Origin of the sequence: Marisediminitalea alba (genome assembly GCF_002993365.1) — a bacterium.
GTDB lineage: Bacteria > Pseudomonadota > Gammaproteobacteria > Enterobacterales > Alteromonadaceae > Alteromonas > Alteromonas alba.
In genome coordinates this window covers 38,591-64,325 of record NZ_PVNP01000152.1, presented here as the reverse complement: position 1 = coordinate 64,325, position 25,735 = coordinate 38,591, and the positions used below count along the sequence as shown (strand labels likewise).

Here is a 25,735-nt window from a genome sequence, read left to right as displayed (position 1 = left end):
TCTCGTAAAACTCCCAGCCTATTCTCCGGAGCTGAACCCGATGGAACAGGTATGGCAATGGCTACGGCAGCGTTGCTTATCAAACCGGGTATTTCGAGGTTACGAAGAAATAGTAGAACAGGTCTCTCGTGCCTGGAATACATTCATTGCAGATGTTGAGCGAGTCAAAAATCTCTGTTGGAGAGAGTGGACAAATTTGGTCAATTAATTAATGCAATTGGTATAAGCTCTCGCTCGCCAACTGGGCGGCCTCGCCAGCCAGGGTGACCTGCTCCTGTGCCGCTAGCACATCGACGTAACGGCGGGTGACTTCGCCCAATAAGGCCAAGGATTCCACCTGTCGGCTGGCATTGAGCACCGACCGACTGTGGGAGATTACGCCTTGCCGTGCCGCGCGCTTATCCCCCATTTCGATGACCGAAGACAGCGCAATGGTGAGTTCAGCACCACCTGCGCCGCTGAAGTCCCCAGTGCCCCCGACATTTTCAGCGTCAAATCCCAGCTCATACGCCGGTCTTAACCCGGCTGTTTCGGCCTGCCCTTGAAGGGCTGCGTAGCGGTAGGGAAAAACTTTCAAAGACGGGTTTTGTGACAGGGAGCGCTGCACCGCATTGGTCAGCGTGATCGTTGAGTCCCCAGGCTCGGCGCTAAGCCCCGACGAAGAAATGAAAAATAATAAACTGAACAGAATACATCGGCTTTTGATATTCCTCCGCCCCAAAGCGCCAGAACCCGGCGCAGTACGTATTGATAGCATATGGTAGATCCTACTTATTTAAGATAATTCAAACCGCGCGTTGCAACGATAACGGCAACACAGAAAAAACATAATCGGTAAAATCAGGCGATTGGAGGGCGGTACAGCGACGAGGATGGGGCCTCGGGAATGAGGGCTTGAGAGTCGTTATGCAACGAATGTTTATGCAAAAAGTTGGGGTGAGTCAGGTTACCGGATAAATAGACATGGCAATGGCAGCCATGGTGATGGCAATGAAACAGGCAGTCAGTGGACATATTCTGATCAGTGGGATCAGTAGCGGTCGAGCTATCCAGTACTCCCGATGATGAGCCATCGATGAAATCAGAGGAATAAGGGGCTGTATCCGAATAATTAATGGGATGCACGTCAGCCATAGCTGTCACTGATTGCAGTGCAATCAAGAGTAACAGCAGATAAGACAGTGCTTTTCGACTCATAAACCGAACATAACCCCAATGAAATGGAATAAACTGCGAAGCAGTCCACCCTTGATTACGGATTCAATCCCCGATTGTCCCAGCGCCTTTCGTTTACCTGTTATCCGCTTATCAAAGCGAGCCAGGTCGAGGATTTCCCAGGTTGTTTCCCACAATTATCTCCTTGATATGAATTCCCTCACCGCCAGAGCAATGAGAGAACGTTTTGGTTTAAGAGCGTGAGAGCAACTCTTGTTTTATTTTTTGATATGTTTCTTCGTCAATATCGCCTCTGGCGTAACGCTCCTTTAAAAGCTCAAGGCTGTTAACTGGTTTATTACTGTTGATTTGTTGGGATTTATTTTTCAGTAACAACTGAACTAATTTAACCAAGGCTAATATGATGACAGTCCATAGTAATAACGAAAATATCATGCCAAACGGTCCCGGAAAAAAAAGCCCAAAATCACACCAACCATTGCCCCAATAGCCGGAAGAGTGCATAGCGTTCATATTATTCACCTTAATAATGTTGTGATTGGCTACCCATCATATTTTGCATATTGGCAGACATTTGTTGCATCAATATCAAGTATTGCTCCTGTTGTGCCGGTGTTAATAGCTGATAGGCCTGGTGACGGGCTTTTAACATAGTAAGCATATTTTCGCTCATCACCCCTTGGCGCTTTGCGAGCATTGCTCTGGCTTTAGCTTCATCAAAGGTGGGTGCCGTGGTTAATGCCTGACATTCCGCCATATATGCTGGCATATTGGCCATCATCACTTGCCTGCCCGCCATTGCTTGGGTCATAATAGCCTGGATCTCTTGCTGTTGCTTAGTGCTTAGATCCAGCTGGAAGAACATTCCCATCATCATGTTGCCGCCCATCATGTTGCCGCCCATCATGTTGCCACCCATCATGTTGCCACCCATCATGTTGCCACCCATCATGTTGCCACCCATCATGTTGCCATTCATCCCCCTGCAACCTTGCATCATGTTGCCCTGCATATTGCCATGTGCCAGTGCTAATGAGGCGGCTCCAAAAGTAAGACCGAGGGTTAAGGCTGCTGTTGTCAATTTGTTAGTTTTCATCTTTTACTCCACTTTTTAAATAAATTTTATTGGCGAGTTATCAAAAAAAGACCATTGCTTGTTGTTCATATTGTGCTCGGCTCAGGACTTGAGCTGCAAGATACGGCGCGCACCATTCAACACAATCAAACCGATGATAAGGCCAATCACCAAGTCTGGATAACGTGAGCCCGTCCAGGCCACCAATCCACTGGCAAGGATCACCCCTAGATTGGCAATCACGTCATTGGCGGAGAAAATCCAGCTGGCTTTCATATGGGCGCCGCTATCCCGGCTTTTGGCAATCAACAGCAGACAGGTCACATTGGCCGCCAAGGCAACAAGCCCGAAGCTCATCATCAAAGTGGAAACCGGTTCACTACCCAATACTAATCGCCTTACCACCTCGCCCAAAGCGCCCAAGGCGAGAATGATCTGAAGCCAACCGGAAAAATGGGCTGCACGCAACTTCATCCGCACACTGTGCCCTACGGCATACAGCGCCACGCCGTAGACGGCGGCATCAGCGAACATATCCAGGGAGTCCGCAATCAAACCAGTGGATTGGGCCCACCAGCCGACAGTAATTTCAATGACAAACATGATGCCATTGATTGCCAGTAGCCACTTGAGAATGCCAGCTTCTCTTTCTGCCTCCTGTTTTGCAGACGCCTGCGCACGGGCGATGGACTCGCTGGCGACGGGCATTGTACTGACAAGTCTCGCGCCCAGACCGACTGATTGCATTCTTTTTTTAATAAGGTCAGCGTTATCACCATGGTAGACACTCACCTTGCGCTTGGGGGTATCGAATTCCAATGTGACTTTAGGATGCACACTGTCCAACGCCATACGGATCATGCCTTCCTCTGAAGGACAGTCCATCTTGGGGACATGATACTCACTAACAAAGCCGCCATGAGAAGCGTCGTGTACTTCGGCAATTTGGGGAGTGTTCTCCGTCGCGTTATTTTGGCAATTGCCACCGCATGTGGTCGTCATAAAAAACCCTTGTTCTATCCAAGGTGGGCAGTTTAAACTCTATAGTTACTATAGAGTCAAGCACAGAGATTGAATAAATGAAGATTGGCGAGCTGGCAAAAAAGACGGATTGCTCGGTGCAAACTATCCGTTACTATGAAAAAGAACAGTTGCTGTGCACGACACAGCGTAGTGACGGCAATTTTCGACTTTACGATGAAGCTGCTGTCGAACAGCTGCTATTTATCAAGCTCTGCCGTAACCTGGATCTCAGTTTGTCCGAGATCCGCCAGCTACTCACATTAAAACGCTCACCGGGTGCGCAATGTGATCAAGTCAATCGCATGATGGATACGCACATTCAACAAGTGGAAACGCGCATTCAGGAGCTGGTTCAGCTGCGCGAGCATTTGAAAGTACTTCGCCGCAGCTGCTCCAGTGGAAGGACGATCGAACAGTGCGGCATCTTGCAAACGTTAACCACTAATCAGCATCAGAAGCGGTAACACTTACGCGCTTGAAATCGGACGCCTGTGTTATCGGCGGTGATGTTGCGCGTTTTGATTTGGATAGTATTAAAAATACCAGGTAAACCAGAAGTACCGAAAGTTGCGCAAGCACGCCTTGCCAGGTGGATTTGACGCCAATCCAGTCAATCTCAAAACTCACAGGTAATGGCGTCATACCGATGATGGCCGCCTCCTGTAATGCCGACACAGCTTTGCCCATCAGGACAAATGCCAGCGCTAGCAGCAAGTAGGTGGTGGCTGAAAAGAATTTGGCGATCGGCAGCTTGACGGAAAAGCGAATCAACACCCACGCCAATATGGCTAACAGCAACAAACCGAGCGCAAAGCCACCACCAACAGAAGAATATTGGGTTGATACCGCCTGCGTTAACAGCGATTGATAAAATAATACGGTTTCAAACACCTCCCGGTAAACCGCCACAAATGCCAACGCCACCAGCCCCCACAAGGTGCCAGACTTAAGTTGGGTATCGACATGTTGCTGAATGTAGGCTTGCCATTGTGCAGCCTGGGTTTTGCTATGCATCCAGATCCCAACATAGAGCAGTACCAACGCGGCCAATAAAGCGGCAATTCCCTCCATGATTTCACGATTGGCACCACTGATCGTGATCAACGATTGAGCGGCGATCCAGGTGGCACCACCGGCAAGTAATGCCGCAATCCAGCCTATGTGGACATATTTAAGCGCATCCCGACGCCCGGTTCTTATCAAAACCGTCGTTAAGGCAATGATAACCAGCAATGCCTCCAGGCCTTCGCGCAACAATATGACCAGACTAGCAGTGAATAAAGTTCCTTCGGACAAGGTGGACTCTGATAACAAACGTTGTGCGTCATCCAACAAATGCCGCGTCTCCGCCATTAGCGCACCCAATTCTCCGTTTACGTCGGGGCGGCTGGTCAATTGTCGTAGTGCCATCATGTTGGACTCGATGGATTGGCGCAGTGCTTTGTCATGCGCATCGAGGCTGTTTTCAATCAGTTCAAAACCGTCCAGATAAGCACTGACGGCGAGTTCACTTGCGGTTGAAAAATCTCCCTTCTGATGCGCTTTTTGGGCGGCTTGAAGTCGATTCCATGTGATTGCCAAGGGATCTTGGGATGCCTTGAATAATGCCGAGGGGTTAGCGCGTAAACTCTCCAAAGCTTGTAGGGTTATATCAGGGCGTGCTGCTGCCAGTTGCAGTGGGTTGTGATTAATCAGCTGCAGTTTGGTAATATTCAAATCATTGTGAGTAGGTTCGCTGGATTGAAAAGCGAGTCCACCGACATAGAATGCCATTGACCAACGCTCTTGCTCCGTTAGTTGTTGAAAAGATGGCATGGCGGTGTCGTCAATGCCATTGGTAATGGCGTCGTATAAACCCAAAATTGATCGATTTAATGCCCGCTCTTTATCGGTAAAGTCCGTGGGTGCGGGATCGAGTTGTGCTGCCAGCACTCCGTCACCTTGACCAGATACTCCATGGCAAGATCCGCAGTTAGTCTCAAATACCGGCCGGATTTTTTCTTGAGGTAATATCCGTTCCGGCAGGGATAAATGTGGCATCAATCCCAACAATGTGCCGCGTAGGCTGGCACTCATTTGACGGATCTCATCAACACCTTTCTTATCATGGATGGCCCTCTGCAATGCCATTGCTTGCACTGCGAGTGACTCTGCATCAGCAGTGGCGGCCAGCGAGCTCTTGCTAACAATCAGTTGTGAAAACTCCACCATCTCCTGATATTCATTGTCATTAATTACCTGACCGTTTTTCACCGCTTCGGCATAATCAACGCCTATGTATTCAGCGAGCTGTGCCAGTTGCCGGAGTTGAGTAACGTTGTCTGGGATCTCAGCTTCATTCGCCCCGGCAGATAGAGAAAGTGGCAGCATCAGAAATATGATGGCATGAAGGGTGGCTCGTTTCAGGCGTTGCAATCTGCAATCAAACATCTCGGTGTTCTCTTATTCATGAATCGCTAATGATTATTGATCGCAATTGTAAACTCTATAGCCGCTATAGAGTCAAGAGAAGTAAAAATTACAGTCGGTTGGAAACCGTTTTGATAGAGAGGCCTTCCCAAGGCTCGCTCCTTAATCTTACAGAGATCATTGAAGGTGGATTGATACTGGAAAATCATCGACTTAACCGGGTGAGTGACATGCAGATTTGCGAGGTCCACTTAACCGCCGCAACAGGTTCCTGTGTCTTTATTGCCCTGTGACAACTGTATCGGCGGGCATGGTACCGAGCCATAGGAACAGTAGACACAGCAGTCACCGAGCTTCGGCTTCAATAAAACATGGCACTGCTCACACTCGTAGAACCACTGACACGCGTCGGTGGGCATGGATTCTGTTTTTTTATGGCCGCATTCGGGACAAGTCAGCACTGACTGCAAAATCACCTCTGGCATCATGGTGTTTCCGTTTTCACGATGGTCGATGGATAACCGGCATGGGTGGTCGCTTCGACCAATCTGTCAGCGTTGGTCAGGGAATCCTCAAAGGTTACTACGGCTTGCTTATGCTCATAACTGACCTCGGCTTTTGTTACGCCTTGGACCTTGGTGAGTGCCTTTTTGACCGTGATCGGGCACATGGCACAGTTCATGGTTGGCAGATCCAGCGTGATGGTTTGTGGCTTGGCCCAGGCCGAGAAGCTGGCGATGGTGAATACGAGACCGAGAATGATTTTCTGCATGGTTAGCTCCAGAGTGTTCATGCGAACAGAGGAATCCAGTAGGTGCTGGTGACGAGCACCAGCGCCACGATTGCAGCGATCCAGAAAACCATTTGCCGCCGTTTCCGAGTTTGCGGCACAGCGCAGACGGTTCCCGGTTCACAGGTATCGACCGGTCGATAAACCTGCCAGCCAGCCCAACCGAGCAACAACATAACAAGCATGATGAATACGGGACGGTAGGGCTCCAATACAGTCAGGTTACCGATCCAGGCCCCGCTGATACCCAGTGACAGGAGCACAAAAGGCCCAACACAACACAGGCTGGCGACGGTGGCAGCGGTAATGCCACCGATGATAGGTAGCCTTGTGTTGGTGAATGACTCTTTTCCTGCCATCGCCGACTCCACTTTATTGACCTAGTGAAATCAGTGTAAGTCCCGTACCAAGGTACGGAGTCAAGTCCAATGCCTTTTATTGACGAGGAGCAGGTTGGAGGGATTCAACAATAGGACATGCCGCATTGTCAGGATTGGTCCGGCACTGTGTGACGAGCTCTTCCAACACCTGTTGCAGGCGGTGTAGATCGTTAATTTTTTCACGCACGCTGGCCAGCTTTGCTTCGGCCAGCTCCTGGACTTCCGAGCAATGCGACTCGCCCAATGACAGCAGGTTGTTGATCTCCTCCAGCGTAAAACCCAGTTCCTGGGCGCGTTTGATGAATAAAATCCGAGCCAAGGTTGCGTTTGGGTAGGTACGGTATCCCTCTGCGGGTTTGGGTGGTTGACGGATCAAACCACGGCGTTCGTAGTAGCGGATGGTTTCGACGTTGACACCTGCTGTCTTGGCCAGCTGGCCAATGGTGTGGTTTTCGTTCATGACCAGAGCGCTCCCAGCGGGACAGCAAAGAGATTGTCACCAAAAGCCGTCGTATGATCGCCATCGTAGAGCAGGACACCGATTTTAAAGCGCTTGCCGGCCACACTTTGAAAGCGTTTCAAGCCGGTAAAATCTTTCGTGCTCAAGGTTGCCGCCGCTTTGACTTCAATGGCAAAACAATCGCCCATGGCGTTTTCAATGATCACATCGACCTCCACCTTGTCCTTGTCACGGTAGTGGTAGAAGTTCAAGGGCTCCTCGATCCACACCGCCTGTTTGCGCAATTCGTTGTAGACGAAGGATTCCAGCACCAACCCAAAATCACCTGGCTGTTTCAGCAGGCCCTCCCGATTGAGGCCCCGCACGGCGCACATCATGCCGGTATCGACCGAGTGCAGTTTGGGTGTTTTCACCAGGCGCTTATATTCGTTGGAATGCCAGGCCGGCAGCTGTTCCACCAAAAACAACTGCTCCAACAACGCCATGTATTTTTTGATGGTCAGTCGATCCAGCCCAAGTTTAGCGCCCAGTTCGGTCAGGTTAACCAGTTTCCCCGCATAAAAGGAGGTGAGTTTGAGTAACTTGGCCATCAGATCGGGGTGATCGATATGGGTCAGATCGCGGATATCCCGCTGGATCAATGTACTGACGTACTGTTGATACCAAGCGGTGCTTCCCCGCTCATTGGCACGTTGCAGAGGCTCGGGGAAACACCCCGTAATCAACCGTTGCAGTAGATGATCCCGCACACGAATGTCCTGAGCCGAAGGCGCTTCCTGGTTCAGTAGTTTGCTTAAAAAGCTGAGGGTCGTCCATGGATCTCACATTCGGAAAGCGTTGTCAGGCGAACCGACTCCATCCGGCCGGCCAGGGAATCCGATAGCCGGGGCAATAACAAGGCATTGGCAGAACCCGTCAGGAGAAAGCGACCTGCCGTGCGTTGTTCATCCACAGCCTGCTTGATGGAGACGAACAGTTCAGGCAGGCGCTGAACCTCATCGAGCGCAATTCGTTTCGGTGGCAGATTACGGATGAACCCGACGGGATCAGCTTGTGCAATTTCGAATTGGGCCTGATCGTCCAGGGTAATGTATTCCCAGTTTTCAGCGCCCATCTCACCAATCAGCGCCTTCACCAGAGTGGTTTTACCGACTTGGCGCGGCCCCATCACAAAGACCACCGGGGTGTCGCTCAGCGCTTCTTTGACATTGATTTCAGAATAACGTGGGTACATAAAATAAGCGCTCGGCTAATTGATGGTTGAAATTCGTCTATTCGTTATTTTATTATCGTCTATTCGTGATTACAATGCCGTCTGATTGTTAGATACGACAATAGCGACTCACGAATGTAAAAAATCAATAAAAACAACGCTATAGGAATAGTTGGCGTGACTGAGCCCAAGTGAGAACTCATGACAGCCAAAGAGCAGTTCTTAACCAACCAGCAGCGAAACCAGCCGTTAATGCTGCCACAACGATTTTCCGACGAAGAAATGGTTCGCGATTGGACGCTGAGCCGACGCGATTGCCAGGTGGTCAACAAGTACCGTAAGCAATACCGTCTGGGATTTGCTATCCAACTGTGCGCCATGCGTCTCTATGGCCGGTTTCTTAACCAACTCCATGATCTATCCCCCCGGGTAATCAGCTACCTGAGCAGTCAACTCGACCTCCCGCCCACGCTAACCGTGGACGTGCCCGAGCGGGAAGCGACACTATTGGAGCATCGGAACAACATCCTCAAGTATCTGGGCTTTCAGCGGTTTGATGACAAAGCGGAAGCGGATCTGGACCGCTGGATTGAAGAATATGCTCGCCAGGGGCTGCTGCCGGATGAACTTTTTCACCGGGCAGAGCGCTACCTGCTGCTGAACCGTATTGTATTACCCGGGCCCTCGACCATCGAACGGCAGATCATCCGTATTTGTAACCAGGTTCACACTCAGCTTTTTGAGCAGGTGTTTGATCAGATGTCCCCTGAACTGCGCGGTGCCATCGACGTTCTGTTGCAAACCACAGACGGTAATCAGCGAACCTACTTCAACCAACTCAAAGAGTATCCACCGGCCGCCAAAATCTCATCACTGAAACGCTATTTGGAGCGCTATGACAATCTGGTGGCCACCGGCGTTAATGAATTCGAGGAAAAGGTCATTGATACCGCTTTTCTTCACTACCTGTATCGACTGACCAAGCGCTACAGCGCCAAGGACATGAAACGCTTCAAAGACCACAAGCGCTATGCCCTGATGGTGTGCTTCCTGTTAGAATCCCGCAAGATTCTGCTGGATAACCTGGTCAAAATGCACGATCAGTACATGACGGAACTGTGCCGACAAACCAGAAACAGTCACGACAAAAAGCACAAGGAATTCCGCAAACGCCAGAAGAAAGCTATCGACGCCGTGCTCGATACCACGCATGTTTTGCTGGAATGGCCGGATGAACAGCCGTTGTACAAGAATGACTTATGGCAGCGTATTGACGAGAAACACTTGCTAGCCTCCATTGACGACCTGCACATTTTTAAACGCCTGGAAGAATGCGGCTACTGCGATTTGTTGCTGACCCGTTACCCCAGTTTACGAAAGTATTTTTCCGACTTTATACGGTTACCGTTTGAAGTGGCGAAAGGTTCTGGGCCACTGATAAAAGCCATCTAGTTCGTCCGGCAGTTGGATGACGGCGATCTGAAAAAACTGCCGGAGAATACACCGACTGCGTTCATTCCCCGCGAGCTGCGTCGCAGCCTTAAAGATCAAGCCGGCAACATCAATCGCAATGTTTGGGAAATGGGCCTTGCTCTCGCGATGAAAGATGCGTTGCGTTCCGGCGATTTGTATTTACCACAGAGCAAACAGCATGTGTCGTTCTGGGATCTGACCTTGAACGAGCCCAACTGGGATGAAACCAAACACACCGTCTATACCGAGCTACAGCAGCCTTTGCAACACGAAGTGCGTTCCGCCATTTCAACCCAGTTCCACGAAGCGGTGTCAGCAGCGCAAAAGCGTTTTGGACTGGATAATTTCGCCGAGATACACAATGGCCGGCTGAAACTCAAGCGTGACGACAAGCTGGACGTACCGGATAAAGTCAACCAACTGCAAAAGGTGATCGATGCGCATATGCCCAGCATACGCATCGAGCAATTGCTGATGGAGGTGGATCAAATGACGCATTACAGTCGTCACTTTGTCCCTATCCAACATCACCAGTCACGGCCCAAAAACTTTTACAAAAGCCTGATGGCTGCCATTATTTCACAAGCCACAAACCTGGGCGTCGTGTCCATGAGTAACAGCGTCAATGGCGTTACTGTCGATATGCTAAGGCATATCCTGCAATACTATATTCGCGAAGAAACCCTGATCAACGCCAGTGCTGAAATTGTGAATCAACACCATGAGCTGCCGTTGAGTGCGGTGTATGGCTCCGGTACATTGTCCTCTTCAGATGCGCAACGCTTTAAAATCCGCGCCGACAGCCTGTTGGCTTCATACTATCCCCGCTATTACGGCTACTATGAAAAAGCCATCGGGATCTACACCCACGTATCCGATCAATATTCCGTGTTCAGCACCAAGATCATTTCCTGTAGCCCTCGTGAAGCCCTGTATGTTCTGGACGGTCTGCTGGAAAACAACACAATTCTGAAAATCCGAGAGCACACCACCGATACGCATGGGTACACTGAAATCGTCTTCGCCCTCTGTCATTTGCTCGGCTTCTACTTTATGCCACGCATTCGGGATCTGAAGGATCAGCAGCTATACCGTATCGACAAATCCGTCGATTACGGTGACCTCAACCATTTACTCACGAAAACAGCTGATTTGGCGATTATTGAGGAGCAATGGGAATACATGATGCGGGTGGTCATTTCTCTGAAACAAAAAACTGCGCCAGCACACGTCATCGTTCAACGGTTGACCAACAGTTCACCCTCCGATCGCCTCACCAAGGCCTTTACCAACCTGGGCCGGATCATCAAGACCGAATACATTCTGCGGTACCTAACTGACAAAGACCTGCGCCAAACCGTCCAGCGGCAACTGAATAAAGGGGAATACCGGCACAAACTGCCGCGCTGGATATTCTTTGCGGACCAGGGTGAATTCACCACTGGGGACTATGAGGAAATCATGAACAAGGCCAGCAGCCTCAGCTTTGTATCCAATGCCATTCTGTACTGGAACACGATCAAGATAAATGACGTGGTTGAGCAGCTCCGGCAGCAGGGGGAGGATATCGACGACAAGACCTTATCCCATATCTCGTTATTGCCCTATAAGCATGTGTTGCCCAATGGTACGTACTTTATTGAAGATGAGGGGAAGGGGTGATTATTCGGAAACCTACGGTTACGCGGAGGGCCTGGGAGTCAAAACCGTAGGTTTTCGTTCAAATGCCCCCGCTGGTCCAAGTAGTGCCCTGACCTCATCAAGCATGGATTCGGCTTCAGCATAGAGTGCCGCCTGATCAAGGAGCGCCTGCTCGCCAGCGCCTTTAACCTGTTCACTGCGTACATCCAGCACAATGGGGATCGCCATAGGTGACACCTTAGGTAAATCAATAAACTGGGTTTTCCCGACAAATCGTATCAAAGTATCTGCCAGTCGCCGGAGATCGAGCAACTCACGCTCGGCATCTTCGCGGGCGACCTTAAGCAGAATATGGTCGGGCTCGTATTCACGCAGCGTATCGTAAATTAGATCGGTGGAAAAGGTCACCTGCTTCATGGTTTTGCGTGTACTGTGATAGCGCTGTTCGGTAAGCCCGCTGACAATAGCCACCTGGCGGAATGAGCGTTTAAGCATAGGCGCGTTAAGCATCCAGTCTTCCAGTTCATCGCCAAGAATATCCGGCTGGAATAACGTAGCGATATGAGTTTCATCCAGCGGCTTGAGCGCACATACCGACAACCCGTAGTCTGTTACACTGAAACTTAGTGGCTTAAGGCCAAGCTTTTCCATCCGCCGGGTCAGCAGCATGCCCAGCGTCTGATTAGCCTTGCGGCCCTCAAAGGTGTAATACAGTGAATAAAACGCGCGGCGGTAAGGAAACTGTTCGATAAGCACCTTATCCCGGGCCGGAATTTGCGAGAAAGCCTGTTGCAGGCTAAGCCACTCACGTACCTGCCCGGGTAACGCCTGCCACTGAGCGGGCTCATTTAATAACGCCCGTACCCCATCGGCCAGATAGGTTGAAAGCGGTAACTGCCCCCCCACATAACTTGGAATTTTCGGCTCTTTGCCTTTATCTGGCCTGGCATGTAACTGCATATCCCGTATGGCCTCAAAGCGCAGCATTTCACCGGCAAACAAAAACGTATCCCCCGGCGTAAGCTGCTGCGCAAAGTACTCTTCTACCTCGCCAATAATCTTGCCCTGATTGCCGCGCCGGATCCGCTTCACTTTAAGCTTCCCGGCTTCCACAATAGTGCCGATATTTTGCCGGTGACGCTGGACCACCCGCTGACTGGTCGGTTTAAAGGTACCGTCTGGTTGCTGGGTTAACCGCTGATAGCGTTCATACCCTTGCAGTGCATAACCACCATCCACACTGAATTGCCACAATTGATTGAACTCATCGGCTGCCAGCCCCTGATAAGGTGAAGCATTGAGAATTTGTTGATACAGAGCTTCAGGCGTCACCGCACCGGAACAGGCGCAATTAATGATATACTGCGGGATAATATCCATAGCGCCGGGCTGTACCAAAGCACCGTCACGCGCGCCCTGATTAATCGCCTCAATAGCGGCCTGACACTCCAGTGCCTCAAAGCGGTTGGCCGGCACCAGCAAGGCTTCACTGGCTTCCTCAAACCGGTGGTTAGCCCGCCCGATACGTTGTAGCAGGCGACTAACCCCTTTTGGGGCGCCAACCTGAATAACCAAATCCACATCCCCCCAGTCTATGCCCAGCTCAAGGGCGGAGGTGGTTACGATAGCGCGAAGCTTTCCGGAGGCCATCATTTCTTCGGTTTTACGGCGTTGCTCTTTACTCAGTGAGCCATGATAGAGGGCGATAGGCAGTACCAGGGCGTTCTCTGACCATAACAACTGAAACAATAATTCAGCCTGTGCACGTGTGTTCACAAACACCAGGGTAGTCGCGGCCTTGGCGATAGCCTGATAAATATCCCCAATGGCGTATTTGGCCATAAAGCCGCCAAAGGGCATGCGCTGCTCTGAACGTAAAATGTTGATGGCTGGTTTGGCAGTATCTTCAACCTCAAGCAGCGCGGCAGGTTCTCCGGTAGGCCCCAACCAGTCGGCCACCAGCTTTGGTTTAGCTACCGTCGCCGACAAACCGATGCGCTTGAAACCGGGAGCCAGAGATTCTATCCGGGCCAGGGCAAGGGTAGTAAAATCGCCGCGCTTGTTGCCAATCAGGCTGTGAACTTCGTCGATAATGACGGTTTTTAGCTTGCCAAATATTTTCGGCGCATCAGTATAAGAGAGCATTAGCATTAGCGATTCAGGGGTCGTAAGCAGAATATGCGGGGGACGCTTACGCTGGCGCTGACGTTTGTGCGACGGCGTATCACCGGTGCGTGTCTCCACCGTAATTGGCAGCGCCATTTCTTCTATGGGGCGCAACAAATTACGATGAATATCCTGAGTTAGTGCTTTTAAAGGCGAAATGTACAGGGTATGCAGATATTCAGCGGTTTCATGCTGTAAGTCTACCAGCGACGGCAGAAACCCTGACAAGGTTTTACCGGCGCCGGTAGGGGCTATCAGCAGCGTCGACTGCTCCGTTTCCCCACGGTTAAGCATGTCCTGTTGATAGGCTCGCAATGACCAGCCCTGTCGGGAAAACCATGCGGTAAATTCGGCGGGTAACGGCAAACTCAAAAGCAGCAACAAATCCAATTGGTTAAGTGGTAAGAGTATACGTGCCCTGACACAAAGCGGTTTAATACCCTACGCAACATTCGCTATACTGCTGGTTCATTTTGTTAATGTGTTCATCTGAATGAATTTATTTGCCGCACGACGTTGCTTACTTATTGGCCTTGCCGGACTCATCACTGCCTGCAGTGAAGGGCCATTACCGACCATCGGCCGGACCCATGGTGATGTGCCCATGAGCCGATTGATTGCTTTTGATAGCCAGCAAAAATGCTACCGTTTTTTAGAAAATGTGGCTTTTGAAGCCCCGTTTGCCGACGGTATGGCCTATCAGCAAACCACCTGCCTGAATGCAGGGAAAAAAATCGGCCGCAAAACTATCGACGAAGTGGCTGAATTGCATGTTTCTCTTACCTCTGACGGCGAATATTACATCGTTAAAGGCGGCTATTGAGCTTTTCTGACTAACACCGCGTAAAAGATGCCAAATGGTTAATTTAACGGAGTGTTTTTGCAAGCTGATAAGTGGCTACAACCACGGGATAACGGCCTTTATTGCGTCGCCGCTGATTGTTACATCGACCCTACCGCACCGGTAAACCGCGCCCTCATCACCCATGGACACGCCGACCATGCTATTGGCGGGCATCACAGTGTGATAGCGACTGCCCCCACCATTGCCATTATGCGCACCCGTTACGGTGAGGACATGGCGGAAACCGTTGAGGCGCTCGACTATGGCCACACCATTGAGCTTGGTGACCCTGATGACCCGGTTAGTTGTACCTTTTATCCGGCGGGTCATATCCTTGGCTCCGCACAAATTCTGCTTTGCTATCGCGGCACCCGGGTGGTGATTTCCGGCGATTATAAACGTCAGCCGGATCCAACCTGTCCGCCCTTTACCGCCATTAATTGCGATGTTTTTATTACCGAGGCAACTTTTGCCCTGCCGGTATTTAAGCACCCGCCTATCGAGCAGGAGTGTGAAAAACTACTGCAATCACTTGCCCGTTTCCCTGAACGCTGCCACCTGGTAGGCGTGTACGCTCTGGGAAAATGTCAGCGCATGATCCTTGGTTTGCGGGCTCTGGGTTATCACCAGCCTATTTATCTGCACGGCGCCCAACGACGGCTTTGTGATTTGTATGAAGAACACGGCATCAACCTGGGCCAGCTAATTGATGTGACGGATGTAGCTGATAAATCGGAACTTGCCGGTGAGATAGTGCTGGCGCCGCCGTCAGCCCTCAGCGACCGCTGGTCACGCTCGTTACCCGAGGTACGCAAAGCCATGGCATCCGGCTGGATGCAAATTCGTGCCCGGGCTCACCAGCGCCAGGTGGAACTCCCACTGATAGTGTCTGATCACAGCGACTGGCAGGCCTTGCTGGATACCATCGCCGAAGTCAATCCGGGGGAAGTGTGGATCACCCATGGCCGGGAGGACGCATTGTTACACCAGCTAACCACTCAGGGCGTTAGAGCCCGGGCGTTATCGCTGATTGGCTATGACGAGGATGCCACAGACTAATGGAAACTTTTTCCCAACTCCTACAACAACTGTATTTCACCAGCAGTAACAATGAAAAGAGTCGGCTGCTGCGGCATTATCTGGCGCAGACAGCAGACCCTGACCGCGGCTGGGCAATCGCCGCCTTAGCCGGCACCCTGAAGTTCGAGTTTTTTAAACGCAATGCAGTAAAGAATCTGATGCTGGAGCGGGTAGATCCTGACCTTTTTGCCATGAGTTATGACTATGTAGGTGAAATGAGCGAAACGGTAGCTCACTTGTGGCCCGACGCTACCACCAACATCGAGCTCCCCGGTCTGGCAGAGCTTATTGACCAGTTCCGTCAGGCCAATCGCGAGCAGGTGAAAGCGCTGCTGGTACATTACTTATCCGGCATGACAGCCGAGCAGCGCTGGTCATTACTTAAGCTCGGTACCCGAGGCCTCAGGGTGGGTCTGTCGGCTCGCAGTGTGAAACGTATTCTCGCTGAATACGGCGATGTACCGATCAGCGAAATTGAAACCCTGTGGCACGCACTCAGGCCCCCTTATCGCGAGTTATTTGACTGGCTGGAAGGGCGTGCAGAGAAACCCGATATTGCCGGCGCAGTCACCTACCATCCGGTGATGTTGTCGCACCCGCTGCCTGAAGATAAAGCCCGGCAATTATCCGTTGAAGACTGGCAGGTTGAGTACAAGTACGATGGTATCCGTGTCCAACTGGTGATGACTGAGCAAGGCAAAGCGCTTTTCAGTCGCACAGGAGACGACATCAGTGAGTCCTTTCCCGATGTACTGGCAGGTATAGACGAGCACGGCGTTATTGATGGTGAACTGCTGGTGATAAACAACGGTAAAATTGAATCCTTTAACGCTTTACAACAACGGCTTAATCGCAAGAAACCGTCAAAGAAGCTCATTGCCGAGCGTCCCGCCGGCATTGTGGTTTACGATCTGTTGACCGACAACCACGAAAACATCACGCCGCTGCCGCTAACGCTGCGGCGTCAGCGACTGATCAACTGGCTCTCCCGGGCTGCTTCCAACCATCTGCTTATCTCGCCTTTATTGTCTGTAGCTAGCAGTGAACAACTACAGCAGACCTATGCCAAAGCAGCAGAAGATCCAGGTGTTGAAGGCCTGATGCTCAAACGCAAAGAGAGTCCTTATCAACCCGGCCGCCCGAGCGGCCAATGGTATAAGTGGAAACGTGAGGCACTGCATCTTGATGCCGTTATCATGTACGCCCAGCGAGGGCATGGTAAACGCTCGAGTTTTTATTCGGATTTCACCTTTGGCGTATGGCAGGACGACACGCTTCTCCCCATCGGCAAAGCCTACTCAGGCTTTACCGACGAGGAATTAAAAAAGCTCGATAACTGGGTGCGACGCAATGCCGTGGGTCGCTTTGGTCCGGTCCGGGAAGTAAAAAAGGAACTGGTAGTGGAAGTCGCATTTGATGCTATTCATCCTTCCTCCCGGCATAAATCCGGTGTCGCTCTGCGCTTCCCCCGCTTTCATCGCATCCGCTGGGATAAGCCTGCCAGCGAAGCCGATACCCTGGCCAATGCCCGGGCGCTTATCATCGAATAACTTGATGCCAGTTGAAGGTTAGCGCCCTATCTGTGCAGTCCAATTAAGCATTAGCGCTCTGGCGGCCACTCACCAGCTTATACCAGCGTTGCAAGTGCGTTTGTTCCTCACCAATTCGAATCTTCACCACCCGGGCAAAGTCGATGGCACATAGAGCGACAATATCAGCGATGGAGAAGTTATCTCCGGCAATATAGGTGGAATCTGCCAGCTGTTTATCCAGCACATCGAGAAACTTTACTGCGTCTTTGCCAGCTACCACGCCGTAATCGCCAACCGGTGTCATCCGATCGCTGAAGTATCCGGTGGTATGCTGAAAGCAATGCACCACAGGTAACATCAGGCATAAATCCACCCGCCGCTGCCACATGGCAACAACGCCTTTCTCAATGGCACTTTCGCCACACAAAGGAGGATTAGGAAAAGCTGCTTCAATGTAGGCGCAGATGGCGTCACTCTCGCTGATACAGGTACCATCGTCGAGCTCGAGAATAGGCAACTTACCCATAGGATTTTTGCTTAGCATTTGTGGGGAGAGGTTTTCGCCGCCCTTCAGGTCTACTTGTATGTATTCGGCACTAACCCCCTTTTCGGCCAGAAACATTCTCACCCGGCGCGGGTTCGGTGCTGTTTGCGTATCGTAGATTTTCATCGCGAGCTCCTGTTCAGTGAAGAACAATCAGACTAATGGATTTGACGACCAAATCAACTGACAATTGTGTAGGTTAAGATGAATGATGGGAAAGTAAACCGTGCTTCACGGGCAAGCCATGCCCGTAAAACCGGTGAAGAGTGGATTACTGAACGGTTAATAACGTTGAATTGCCGGTCCAGTAAAGGAGGATTACCTGCATCGCGTCGGTCAGACTCAGATAGTCACAGGGTTTGGTCATATAAGTGTTACAGCCTAGATCGTAACAGTCTTTAACATCCACATCGGTATCAGATGTGGAGAACATAATCACCGGAATGTGTTTCAAATCAGTGTTTTCACGGATAGCGCTTAATACTTCGCGCCCGCCCATTCTTGGCATGTTCAGGTCAAGAATAATGAATGACGGCAGAGAACCACCATTGGTTAGCTGCTCCATCAAATCCGCGCCATCTACGGCGGTCTTGATCTGGGTTTGCATTAAGTTGCTGTCGATTAAGGCATCGGTAATCAGCTCGCGATCATCTTCATCGTCATCGACAATGTAGATGAAATTTAACTCACTGATCTTCTTTTGATTAATTTCTAAACTGTTCATAGCTCGTACATTATAACATTTTATCTCAACAACCTCACTGACGGCTTACTTCACCGGTAGTTGCATGTAAAAAACGCTACCTTCGTTCTCACGGCCTTCGGCCCAGATACTTCCATTGTGTTTTTCTACAATTTTTCTACAAATTGCGAGGCCCATTCCGGTTCCTTCAAACTCACTTTTGCCATGCAGGCGTTCAAATAAGTTAAAAATTCTTGTGGCATACTGATTGTCAAAGCCAATACCATTGTCTTTAAATGCCAGGGTAATATGTTCCTCCGTTCGGTCCACCACCGTAATTTCGATGACAGGGTGTCGCTCTGGAGCAACAAATTTAAGGGAATTCTGCAGTAAATTCTGGAAAACCCGCATTATATGCCCTTTGTCAGCAAGAATGACACCAATTTTATCTACCCTGATATCCGCCTGCTTCTCGTTCACCAGTAACGATATATCGTCGAGCACCGTTTGAATGGCACTGTTAGCGTTAATGGAACGGAATTTCATGGCGTCACTGCTCAGCCGTGAAAAGCTCAGGGTGTTCTTAATCAACGTTTGCATCCGCTCGGCAGACGCCCGCATTCTTTCTAAATAAGATTGGTTCTTCTCTGAGAAAGTGTCGCCGGAGCGTTGGATCCGGTCACCAAAAGTTTGAATCTTTCGCAGCGGTTCCTGTAAGTCATGGGAGGCAATAAAGGCAAAGCGTTCTAATTCACGGTTGGACGTTTCCGCAGTCTCCAGCGCCTCCAGCAGATGTAACTCGGCGGCTTTGCGCTGCTTGATTTCCAGATTTAACTCGGCAGTACGATGGGTTACCAACTCTTCGAGCTTATTGTTCATCTGCAATACTTTCTCAGATTCGATAATCATTTTACTCTGGATCATACTGCGCAGCTTTAACGCACCTTCCCGCTCGGCTTCCTGCCAGGGTGCGGATTTTTTATAAACATTTTGTTTCCAGAGTTCAAATGAACTTCTCGGCATTAACCGATGACTGCCATCATCAGTAAACTCAATCACTTTTTCTGGTTTGCCGCCCCAGTTTTTCGCCTGAATAATTTCTTTGCGAAACCACAGAATATACGAACTGTTATCCGCCGAAAGCGACACCATCATCACCCCACTGGCTATGTCGGCAAGTTCAGCAAATTGTGGGTTATCGATGCCAAGCTGGTGCGTAAAATAGGCTTCTTCCTGCTCAGTTACCTGCTCAGCCAGCCACTGATGTAATGGATTTATGACATTCTGTTCAGGCACATCCCCCGCAGTTTGTAGCGAGCCGTCAAGGCACCATACTGCGCCGCTGGCGTCCACCAACGCGAGCAGTTGATCAGCTTTTATCCTCAGCGCATTCTGATATTCCTGCTCCTCAGCCATGGCCGCTGAGATCTGGCCAAGCATAGCCAGTTGGCGGGCATTACGTTGGGTATCTTCTTCCTGAATTTTGACTGATATCAGCTGTGACAGCATAACAGAGATGTACTGGGCAATTTCACGCACCTCAAAAGGCACGAAGTTACGTGAATAATGATGGCAAGCGATAAGCCCCCATAATTTACCATTAATAATGATACTGATGGACATGGAGGCTTTGACGCCCATATTACGCAAATACTGTATATGAATCGGTGAGACGCTGCGCAGCGAGCAATAACTTAAATCAACGTGAGGTTGAACAGGGTACAAGCGGGACACCTCTGCCTCTACATCACACAACAGCCTGATAGGATTTTTGACGTACAGCTCGCGGGCTTGTTTGGGAATATCCGACTCAGGAAAATGCTGCTTTAAAAACGCATTAAGGTGGGTCTCTTTGGCCTCGGCAATCACCTCTCCATTATATTCATGGTCAAACTGATACAGCATCACCCGGTCAAAACCAGAGAACCGTTTAACCTCTTCCACTACGGTCTGGTAAATCAGGTCGAGTTTGTGCACGCCCATCAGTGACTGAACGGAGTTCTTGAGCATTTTAAGCACCGACTCATAGGCTTTATCACTAACCTTACTGTCCGGCTCCAGCGCAATCAGAATCACCGAACCGTTATAGGTGGCAATAGCGGTCATCTTGCGCAGTGTGGAGTCAACGTGCTTAATTTGCACCGATGTAGGATTAAACAGCTGTAACTTCTCGCTTTGCCATTGTTTACTAATGATAGCGCAGTAGTCTGCATCAACGACTTCGGCCAGGCTTTTGCCAATGCATTCTGACAGATCTGCACCGCACAACTCGGTGACATTCTCACTAACACAACTCAGCGTCATAGTTGCCGGCTCAACCACCAGCAAATAACCATGGGGCTGTATCGAACCGGGGATATGAATTGGCTCCTTGTGGCAGTTATCCAGCGTTACTTCAAAGTTATCAGTCAACCCGAACTCCTTTCATCAGCGCATACATATTTGAAAATGACAGGTTGGCGCCGTTAATGATCTGCTTTTCACTGCCTGGATTGGCGGCCACAAACTGCTGCAGGGATAATTGAAATTCCCGCCACATGGCTGGTGTTTTCGGCCCGTAACTGTGGAAAAAACGTAACCCTGAACGCCCCTTAAAATGCGGCTGGTGACGTAACCTGTCGAGGATATGTCCGCCGCCGAGGGTAGCGCCCTCAAACACGTACAAAAACCCCCATGCCTGGGCCTCGTTTTCTGGCAACTCAAGTGCTTCACTTGCATAAGATCCGTGGTCAGAAACACTCTGTCCGCAGTCTTTTTTCAGGTACCTGATATCGCTATCGAGCCAGCTAAGTTTGCAGCGCTCTCTCATCATGGCTGCGGTAGTGTGGAATTGTCCGAGCTTTGCCTCAACCAACTCATAATAAGAGCGATGCAGTTTGAGCATGTGTTGATAGGCCTGCAGATCCAGCGGTGTTGCAAACAGCAGGTCGCTCATCACTGCTTCGATCTGGCAATGTGCGTCGCGGGTTTCCCGCCGCAACCGTGTCGCGATGTCGGGTTTTGCTACCTTGCAAGCTGTTACATTATCCGTCATGGTTTACCCTGGTTGGAAAAGCTGTTATCGAAACAGTCCGGTCACCTCAATCAATATACTCGCCCCCTGTCTTTGTCAACAGAATCCTTGAATTACTATTAAGAATCAATAAGATTAGCATCACAGGTCACTACAAAATGGTATGCGGGCCTGATTGTCCGGCGGCCGGCCGAAAGGCCTAACGCCGGTAAATCTGAATGTAATTGACAGCCAGCGAGTATGATAACCGCCAGACACCGGTAATAGGGTTCAGCTTCATGCCGGTTTCGTTAACCAGTTTAAAGTGTTCGGGGGCTACCCAGCCAGCCAGTTCTTCGGGTTTCACAAACATTTTCCAGTCGTGTGTGCCTATCGGCAGATAGCGCATAACGTACTCTGCACCCAGGATAGCAATGATCCACGACTTTACGGTGCGGTTTAAAGTAGCAAGTACCAGACTGCCCGACGGTTTTACCAGCCTGGCACAGTCGTTTATCAGCGCAGCCTGATCCGGTACATGCTCTACCACCTCAGCATTAATGACCACATCGAATCGTTCATCCTCGGCCAGAAGCTGGCCCGCCAGACAATGCCGGTAGTCCACTAAAAGTCCGGATTGCTGTGCATGGCGGCGGGCCACTTCGATACTCATGGCACTGGCATCCACACCCGTCACTATTGCGCCCCGTTTGGCCAGCGCCTCACTGATAAGACCGCCACCGCAACCAACGTCGAGAATGCGCAGCCCTTCCAGACAATCTGGTGATGATGGATCGCGCCCGTGACAGCTCGCAAGTTGGGCAATCATATATTCGGTCCGCGCCGCGTTAAATGCCAGGGCGGTTTTGTATTTCCCGTTGGGATCCCACCATTCCTGGGCCAACGCATTAAAGCGGGCGATTTCTTGTTCCGAAACGTTATCATTGCTAACGCTACCTGTGACTTTGCTTTTATCCAGCATGGCGATACTTCACTTACAACTGCTCACTCAAACGGCGGATATCCAGATTTAATTTACGGTCATTCTCGCTATAATCTACCGGACAATCGATAATGTGCACACCAGGCTCGGCGATACACTGGCGCATCAGTGGCCCTAATTCCTCAGTAGCGGTTACCCGGTGACCTTTAGCACCATAGCTTTGGGCATACGTTACAAAGTCAGGGTTGCCGTAATCCAAGCCGAAGTCATCAAACTCCATGTGTGCCTGCTTCCATTTGATCATACCATAGGCATCGTCACGCAGGATCAGCACCACCAAATCCAGCTTGAGCCTTACTGCGGTCTCAATTTCCTGACTGTTCATCATAAAGCCGCCGTCTCCACAAACCGCCATTACCGGCTCATCAGGATTGACCAGTTTTGCCGCCATTGCCGATGGCAGGCCAGCGCCCATAGACGCGAGTGCGTTGTCGAGTAACAGGGTGTTGGGCGCGTAGGCGGGATAATTGCGGGCAAACCAGATTTTATAGATGCCATTATCAAGCGCTACCACACCATGTTCGGGCATAACGGCGCGAACTTCACTAACCAGTCTTTCCGGTAGCACAGGAAATCTGTCGTCACTGTCTGACTCCTGACGATGATCCACATACGCATCATGCACATCCTGATAAAGGTCCCGTTTCCAGTGTTTCTGCGGTGTTATACGCTCATTAATCTGCCAGACGCTGTTAGCGATATCGCCAACCACTTCAAGTTGTGGAAAATACACCGGATCCACGGCCGCAGGCTCAAAGTTAATATGGATAACCTGCTTACCGTTTTGATGCATAAAGAAAGGCGGTTTCTCTACGACATCATGACCCACATTGATAATCAGGTCGGCCCGCTCAATTGCCTTGTGTACAAAATCACCGTCAGATAACGCCGTATTACCAACGAACAAGGGGTCAGACTCATTTAATACGCCCTTACCCATTTGCGTAGTCACGAACGGGATCCCGGTATGATCCACAAAGCGGCGCAACATTTTAGCCGTGAGTTTGCGGTTAGCGCCTGCACCAATCAGCAATAACGGCGCCGAGGCCTGCTCAATCATGGTTTTGGCTCGTTCTACTGCCTTCTCCTCGGCAACCGGGCGACGCGACTGGCTTTGCTTAAGCAGGGGGGCAGTAGTCGACTCCCGGGCAATATCTTCGGGAATTTCGATATGTGCTGCGCCGGGGCGTTCTTCAGCCGCGAGTCTGAAGGCTTCTCGAATCACCGAAGGAATGCGCTCACCACTGACAATTTGTGTGGTGTACTTGGTAATGGGCCGCATCATATCGACTACGTCAACGACCTGAAAACGCCCTTGTTTACTGGTTTTGATTGGCTTCTGGCCGGTAATCATCAGCATGGGCATAGCGCCAAGCTGTGCATAGGCAGCCGGCGTTACCAGGTTGGTAGCGCCGGGACCGAGCGTGGACAGGCAGACGCCCACCTTACCGGTGAGTCGACCGTAGGTTGCAGCCATAAACCCCGCGCCCTGCTCGTGTCGGGTAAGTACCAGCTTAATGGATGAATGGCGAAGTGACTCAAGTAAATCCAGGTTTTCTTCACCAGGTATGCCGAAGATATACTCGACGCCCTCGGCTTCCAGGGCTTGAACAAACAAATCTGCTGCTTTCATATTCCTTCTGCTTATTGGCTTAGAATACTAGTTGCTACGCAGACCACGAAAAATAGTTTAGTTCGACAATGAATCAGGGCGATTTACTGAGCGGCTTTCCAATTTTCCAACATGTCCTGGGTATGCTTATCGATGGCATCCTTGTTATTGCTGACCCAGTATTTTTCCATAACCCGCACATTGGCCTGGTTGGCTTTATAAAAGAAGTCCGCAATATCCCCGACCACCGGGATAAACCCCAAACCAAAGTCGAGCAGACAATTACGGATCATCACTTTAATCAGTCCCCTGGGGAGCCCCATCTGCTTACCAAGCTGCACGATCCGAAACGACACCACTAACATCAACACATCGCCCACACCGGGAATTAACCCTACGAGAGCGTCTAACCCGATGCGGAAATTAATCAGTGGAATTTTCACCGACGTATCCAGCAGGTTCGCCAGCTTTTGTGCTTTCAGTAACGGTTTTGGTGCCGTACCGGAGTAATCTTTCATCTTGGACATCCGTGCTTTTTGGCCAGTTGTGCACGCAGTTCAACGTCAGAGTCTGCCTGCCAGCCGTGCAGGTTTTCCTTTACGAGGTCGAACAGCATTGAGATATGCGCCGGTTCACTGTTGAGGGCCGGGATGTATTCATAGCGCTCGCCACCGGCATCCATAAAGTATTCGCGGTTCTCTTCGCCAATCTCTTCGATGGTTTCCAGACAGTCCGCGGAAAAGCCCGGACAAACCACCTGCACCGACTTTACGCCCTCTGCAGGCAGAGCCTTAAGCGTTTCATCAGTGTAGGGTTTTAACCATTCTTCGCGGCCAAACCGCGACTGAAAGGTCGTCATGTACTGGCTATTTTCAAGCCCTAGTTCCTCAGCTATCAGACGGGAGGTTTTAAGACACTCACAGTGATAAGGATCGCCGTTATCCAGATAACGGCGCGGCACACCATGATAGGACAATATCAGCTTCTCAGCCTGGCCGTTTATTTCCCAATGCTGACGTATCGTTTCGGCAACTGCCTTTATATAACCCGGGCGGTCATGATAATGGCTGACAAACCGGAAGTCCGGCAACCACCGGCGCTGTTGAAAATCGGCGGCGATAGCATCAAAGGTAGAGCCGACGGTTGAGGCGCTATATTGCGGGTAAAGCGGGACCACCAACAGTTTTCGCACCCCGGTACTGAGCATACGCTCAATCACTTTGCTAACCGCGGGTTCACCATAACGCATGGCAAAATCCACTATCACATCGTCACCAAACTCCCGCTCGCAGCGTTTAGCCAATGCTTCGGCCTGTGCTTTGGTATGCACCATCAATGGAGAACCCTGCTCAGACCATACCGAGGCGTAGGCCTCGGCTGACCGTTTTGGACGTATATTTAAAATAATGCCATTGAGAATAAACCACCAGATAAGACGTGGTACCTCTACCACCCGGGGATCAGATAAAAACTCTTTGAGGTACGGTTTCAGTGCACCTTTCGTCGGCGCCTGAGGGGTACCCAGGTTGGTAATTAAAACACCAATTTTATCTGCCTGATGATGGCTGAATCCCGCGTTACCGGTGTACTTCATAAATATTTAATCTCAATAGTAAAATAGTTAACTGCTAATAATACGG

Annotated in this window: 29 protein-coding genes; 7 read left to right on the top strand and 22 right to left on the bottom strand. The window is 50.4% G+C overall.

Annotated elements, in window-relative coordinates:
- On the top strand, positions 1 to 208 hold a 208-nt coding region (locus C6Y40_RS14285; protein ID WP_170308458.1), incomplete at its 5' end, for a transposase.
- Here the strand turns inward: C6Y40_RS14285 and C6Y40_RS14280 are convergent.
- The 6 genes from C6Y40_RS14280 to C6Y40_RS14260 form a co-directional block, all read right to left on the bottom strand.
- Complete coding sequence (locus C6Y40_RS14280; protein ID WP_240621965.1) at positions 209 to 757, bottom strand: TolC family protein; 549 nt, start codon at positions 755 to 757, stop codon at positions 209 to 211.
- 83 nt (positions 758 to 840) lie between these two features.
- Positions 841 to 1,197 (bottom strand): hypothetical protein, encoded by a 357-nt coding sequence (locus tag C6Y40_RS14275; protein ID WP_037431561.1) that lies wholly within the window; start codon positions 1,195 to 1,197, stop codon positions 841 to 843.
- A complete protein-coding gene (locus C6Y40_RS24795; protein WP_170308501.1) occupies positions 1,194 to 1,352 on the bottom strand; it encodes a hypothetical protein in 159 nt (52 codons plus the stop codon). The genes C6Y40_RS14275 and C6Y40_RS24795 overlap by 4 nt, the downstream gene beginning before the upstream one ends.
- A 55-nt stretch (positions 1,353 to 1,407) precedes the next feature.
- Positions 1,408 to 1,689: an SHOCT domain-containing protein gene (locus C6Y40_RS14270; protein WP_105935177.1), complete on the bottom strand. Its 282-nt coding sequence runs from the start codon at positions 1,687 to 1,689 to the stop codon at positions 1,408 to 1,410.
- 10 nt (positions 1,690 to 1,699) lie between these two features.
- Complete coding sequence (locus C6Y40_RS14265; protein ID WP_105935176.1) at positions 1,700 to 2,272, bottom strand: Spy/CpxP family protein refolding chaperone; 573 nt, start codon at positions 2,270 to 2,272, stop codon at positions 1,700 to 1,702.
- Between the two features lie 81 nt (positions 2,273 to 2,353).
- On the bottom strand, positions 2,354 to 3,253 hold the full coding sequence (locus C6Y40_RS14260) for a cation efflux transmembrane domain-containing protein (RefSeq protein ID WP_105935175.1): 900 nt from the start codon (positions 3,251 to 3,253) through the stop codon (positions 2,354 to 2,356).
- A 77-nt stretch (positions 3,254 to 3,330) separates the two neighbouring features.
- On the opposite strand from C6Y40_RS14260, the gene cadR reads away from it, so the two are divergent.
- Positions 3,331 to 3,738: a Cd(II)/Pb(II)-responsive transcriptional regulator gene (gene cadR / locus C6Y40_RS14255; protein WP_105935174.1), complete on the top strand. Its 408-nt coding sequence runs from the start codon at positions 3,331 to 3,333 to the stop codon at positions 3,736 to 3,738.
- On the opposite strand, the gene C6Y40_RS14250 is transcribed toward cadR, so the two are convergent.
- The 7 genes from C6Y40_RS14250 to C6Y40_RS25005 form a co-directional block, all read right to left on the bottom strand.
- Positions 3,716 to 5,704, bottom strand: a complete 1,989-nt coding sequence (locus C6Y40_RS14250; protein WP_105935173.1) for a cytochrome c/FTR1 family iron permease — start codon at positions 5,702 to 5,704, stop codon at positions 3,716 to 3,718. The two genes, cadR and C6Y40_RS14250, sit on opposite strands and share 23 nt — an antisense overlap.
- 230 nt (positions 5,705 to 5,934) lie before the next feature.
- Positions 5,935 to 6,168 carry a GDCCVxC domain-containing (seleno)protein gene (locus tag C6Y40_RS25230; protein ID WP_015485720.1) on the bottom strand — a complete coding sequence of 78 codons (234 nt, stop codon included), beginning with the start codon at positions 6,166 to 6,168 and terminating at the stop codon, positions 5,935 to 5,937.
- Positions 6,168 to 6,455, bottom strand: coding sequence for a mercury resistance system periplasmic binding protein MerP (merP, locus tag C6Y40_RS14235; protein ID WP_050660120.1), 288 nt, complete (start codon positions 6,453 to 6,455; stop codon positions 6,168 to 6,170). Before merP ends, C6Y40_RS25230 begins: the two co-directional genes overlap by 1 nt.
- A gap of 17 nt (positions 6,456 to 6,472) precedes the next feature.
- Positions 6,473 to 6,832 (bottom strand): mercuric transporter MerT family protein, encoded by a 360-nt coding sequence (locus tag C6Y40_RS14230; RefSeq protein WP_015485718.1) that lies wholly within the window; start codon positions 6,830 to 6,832, stop codon positions 6,473 to 6,475.
- 76 nt (positions 6,833 to 6,908) lie between these two features.
- Positions 6,909 to 7,313 (bottom strand): Hg(II)-responsive transcriptional regulator, encoded by a 405-nt coding sequence (gene merR, locus C6Y40_RS14225; protein ID WP_015485717.1) that lies wholly within the window; start codon positions 7,311 to 7,313, stop codon positions 6,909 to 6,911.
- Positions 7,310 to 8,062, bottom strand: coding sequence for an ATP-binding protein (locus C6Y40_RS25010; RefSeq protein ID WP_205664777.1), 753 nt, complete (start codon positions 8,060 to 8,062; stop codon positions 7,310 to 7,312). The genes merR and C6Y40_RS25010 overlap by 4 nt, the downstream gene beginning before the upstream one ends.
- A 44-nt stretch (positions 8,063 to 8,106) precedes the next feature.
- Complete coding sequence (locus C6Y40_RS25005; protein WP_205664776.1) at positions 8,107 to 8,547, bottom strand: ATP-binding protein; 441 nt, start codon at positions 8,545 to 8,547, stop codon at positions 8,107 to 8,109.
- Between the two features lie 180 nt (positions 8,548 to 8,727).
- Between C6Y40_RS25005 and C6Y40_RS25000 the strand changes: the two genes are divergently transcribed.
- Positions 8,728 to 9,978, top strand: coding sequence for a DUF4158 domain-containing protein (locus C6Y40_RS25000; RefSeq protein ID WP_205664775.1), 1,251 nt, complete (start codon positions 8,728 to 8,730; stop codon positions 9,976 to 9,978).
- A gap of 12 nt (positions 9,979 to 9,990) precedes the next feature.
- Entirely contained in the window at positions 9,991 to 11,661 is a 1,671-nt protein-coding gene (locus C6Y40_RS24995) for a Tn3 family transposase (RefSeq protein WP_205664774.1), read from the top strand.
- An 18-nt stretch (positions 11,662 to 11,679) separates the two neighbouring features.
- Here C6Y40_RS24995 and C6Y40_RS14210 read toward each other — a convergent pair whose 3' ends face one another.
- Positions 11,680 to 14,178, bottom strand: coding sequence for a ligase-associated DNA damage response DEXH box helicase (locus C6Y40_RS14210; RefSeq protein ID WP_240621964.1), 2,499 nt, complete (start codon positions 14,176 to 14,178; stop codon positions 11,680 to 11,682).
- 121 nt (positions 14,179 to 14,299) lie between these two features.
- On the opposite strand from C6Y40_RS14210, the gene C6Y40_RS14205 reads away from it, so the two are divergent.
- Genes C6Y40_RS14205 through C6Y40_RS14195 form a run of 3 tightly spaced genes read left to right on the top strand, consistent with a single transcriptional unit; the run spans position 14,300 to position 17,280 of the window.
- Positions 14,300 to 14,629 carry a hypothetical protein gene (locus C6Y40_RS14205; protein WP_105935171.1) on the top strand — a complete coding sequence of 110 codons (330 nt, stop codon included), beginning with the start codon at positions 14,300 to 14,302 and terminating at the stop codon, positions 14,627 to 14,629.
- 57 nt (positions 14,630 to 14,686) lie between these two features.
- Positions 14,687 to 15,709 (top strand): ligase-associated DNA damage response exonuclease, encoded by a 1,023-nt coding sequence (locus tag C6Y40_RS14200; protein WP_105935170.1) that lies wholly within the window; start codon positions 14,687 to 14,689, stop codon positions 15,707 to 15,709.
- Complete coding sequence (locus C6Y40_RS14195; protein ID WP_105935169.1) at positions 15,709 to 17,280, top strand: cisplatin damage response ATP-dependent DNA ligase; 1,572 nt, start codon at positions 15,709 to 15,711, stop codon at positions 17,278 to 17,280. Before C6Y40_RS14200 ends, C6Y40_RS14195 begins: the two co-directional genes overlap by 1 nt.
- Positions 17,281 to 17,323: 43 nt before the next feature.
- Here C6Y40_RS14195 and C6Y40_RS14190 read toward each other — a convergent pair whose 3' ends face one another.
- The 8 genes from C6Y40_RS14190 to hemH all read right to left on the bottom strand — a co-directional run bounded on the left by C6Y40_RS14190 (position 17,324) and on the right by hemH (position 25,689).
- Positions 17,324 to 17,932 (bottom strand): glutathione S-transferase family protein, encoded by a 609-nt coding sequence (locus C6Y40_RS14190; protein ID WP_105935168.1) that lies wholly within the window; start codon positions 17,930 to 17,932, stop codon positions 17,324 to 17,326.
- A gap of 145 nt (positions 17,933 to 18,077) precedes the next feature.
- Positions 18,078 to 18,530, bottom strand: coding sequence for a response regulator (locus C6Y40_RS14185; RefSeq protein WP_105935167.1), 453 nt, complete (start codon positions 18,528 to 18,530; stop codon positions 18,078 to 18,080).
- Between the two features lie 45 nt (positions 18,531 to 18,575).
- On the bottom strand, positions 18,576 to 20,900 hold the full coding sequence (locus C6Y40_RS14180; RefSeq protein ID WP_105935166.1) for an ATP-binding protein: 2,325 nt from the start codon (positions 20,898 to 20,900) through the stop codon (positions 18,576 to 18,578).
- The gene (locus C6Y40_RS14175) at positions 20,893 to 21,522 is read right to left on the bottom strand and encodes a biliverdin-producing heme oxygenase (RefSeq protein ID WP_105935165.1); all 630 of its coding nucleotides are present in this window, start codon (positions 21,520 to 21,522) and stop codon (positions 20,893 to 20,895) included. Before C6Y40_RS14175 ends, C6Y40_RS14180 begins: the two co-directional genes overlap by 8 nt.
- 178 nt (positions 21,523 to 21,700) lie before the next feature.
- A complete protein-coding gene (ubiG, locus tag C6Y40_RS14170; protein ID WP_105935164.1) occupies positions 21,701 to 22,462 on the bottom strand; it encodes a bifunctional 2-polyprenyl-6-hydroxyphenol methylase/3-demethylubiquinol 3-O-methyltransferase UbiG in 762 nt (253 codons plus the stop codon).
- 13 nt (positions 22,463 to 22,475) lie between these two features.
- Positions 22,476 to 24,116: an acetolactate synthase large subunit gene (locus tag C6Y40_RS14165; RefSeq protein ID WP_105935163.1), complete on the bottom strand. Its 1,641-nt coding sequence runs from the start codon at positions 24,114 to 24,116 to the stop codon at positions 22,476 to 22,478.
- 83 nt (positions 24,117 to 24,199) lie between these two features.
- Positions 24,200 to 24,613: a DUF4112 domain-containing protein gene (locus C6Y40_RS14160; RefSeq protein ID WP_105935162.1), complete on the bottom strand. Its 414-nt coding sequence runs from the start codon at positions 24,611 to 24,613 to the stop codon at positions 24,200 to 24,202.
- Positions 24,610 to 25,689 carry a ferrochelatase gene (gene hemH / locus C6Y40_RS14155; protein WP_105935161.1) on the bottom strand — a complete coding sequence of 360 codons (1,080 nt, stop codon included), beginning with the start codon at positions 25,687 to 25,689 and terminating at the stop codon, positions 24,610 to 24,612. Before hemH ends, C6Y40_RS14160 begins: the two co-directional genes overlap by 4 nt.
- Positions 25,690 to 25,735: the final 46 nt, after the last annotated feature.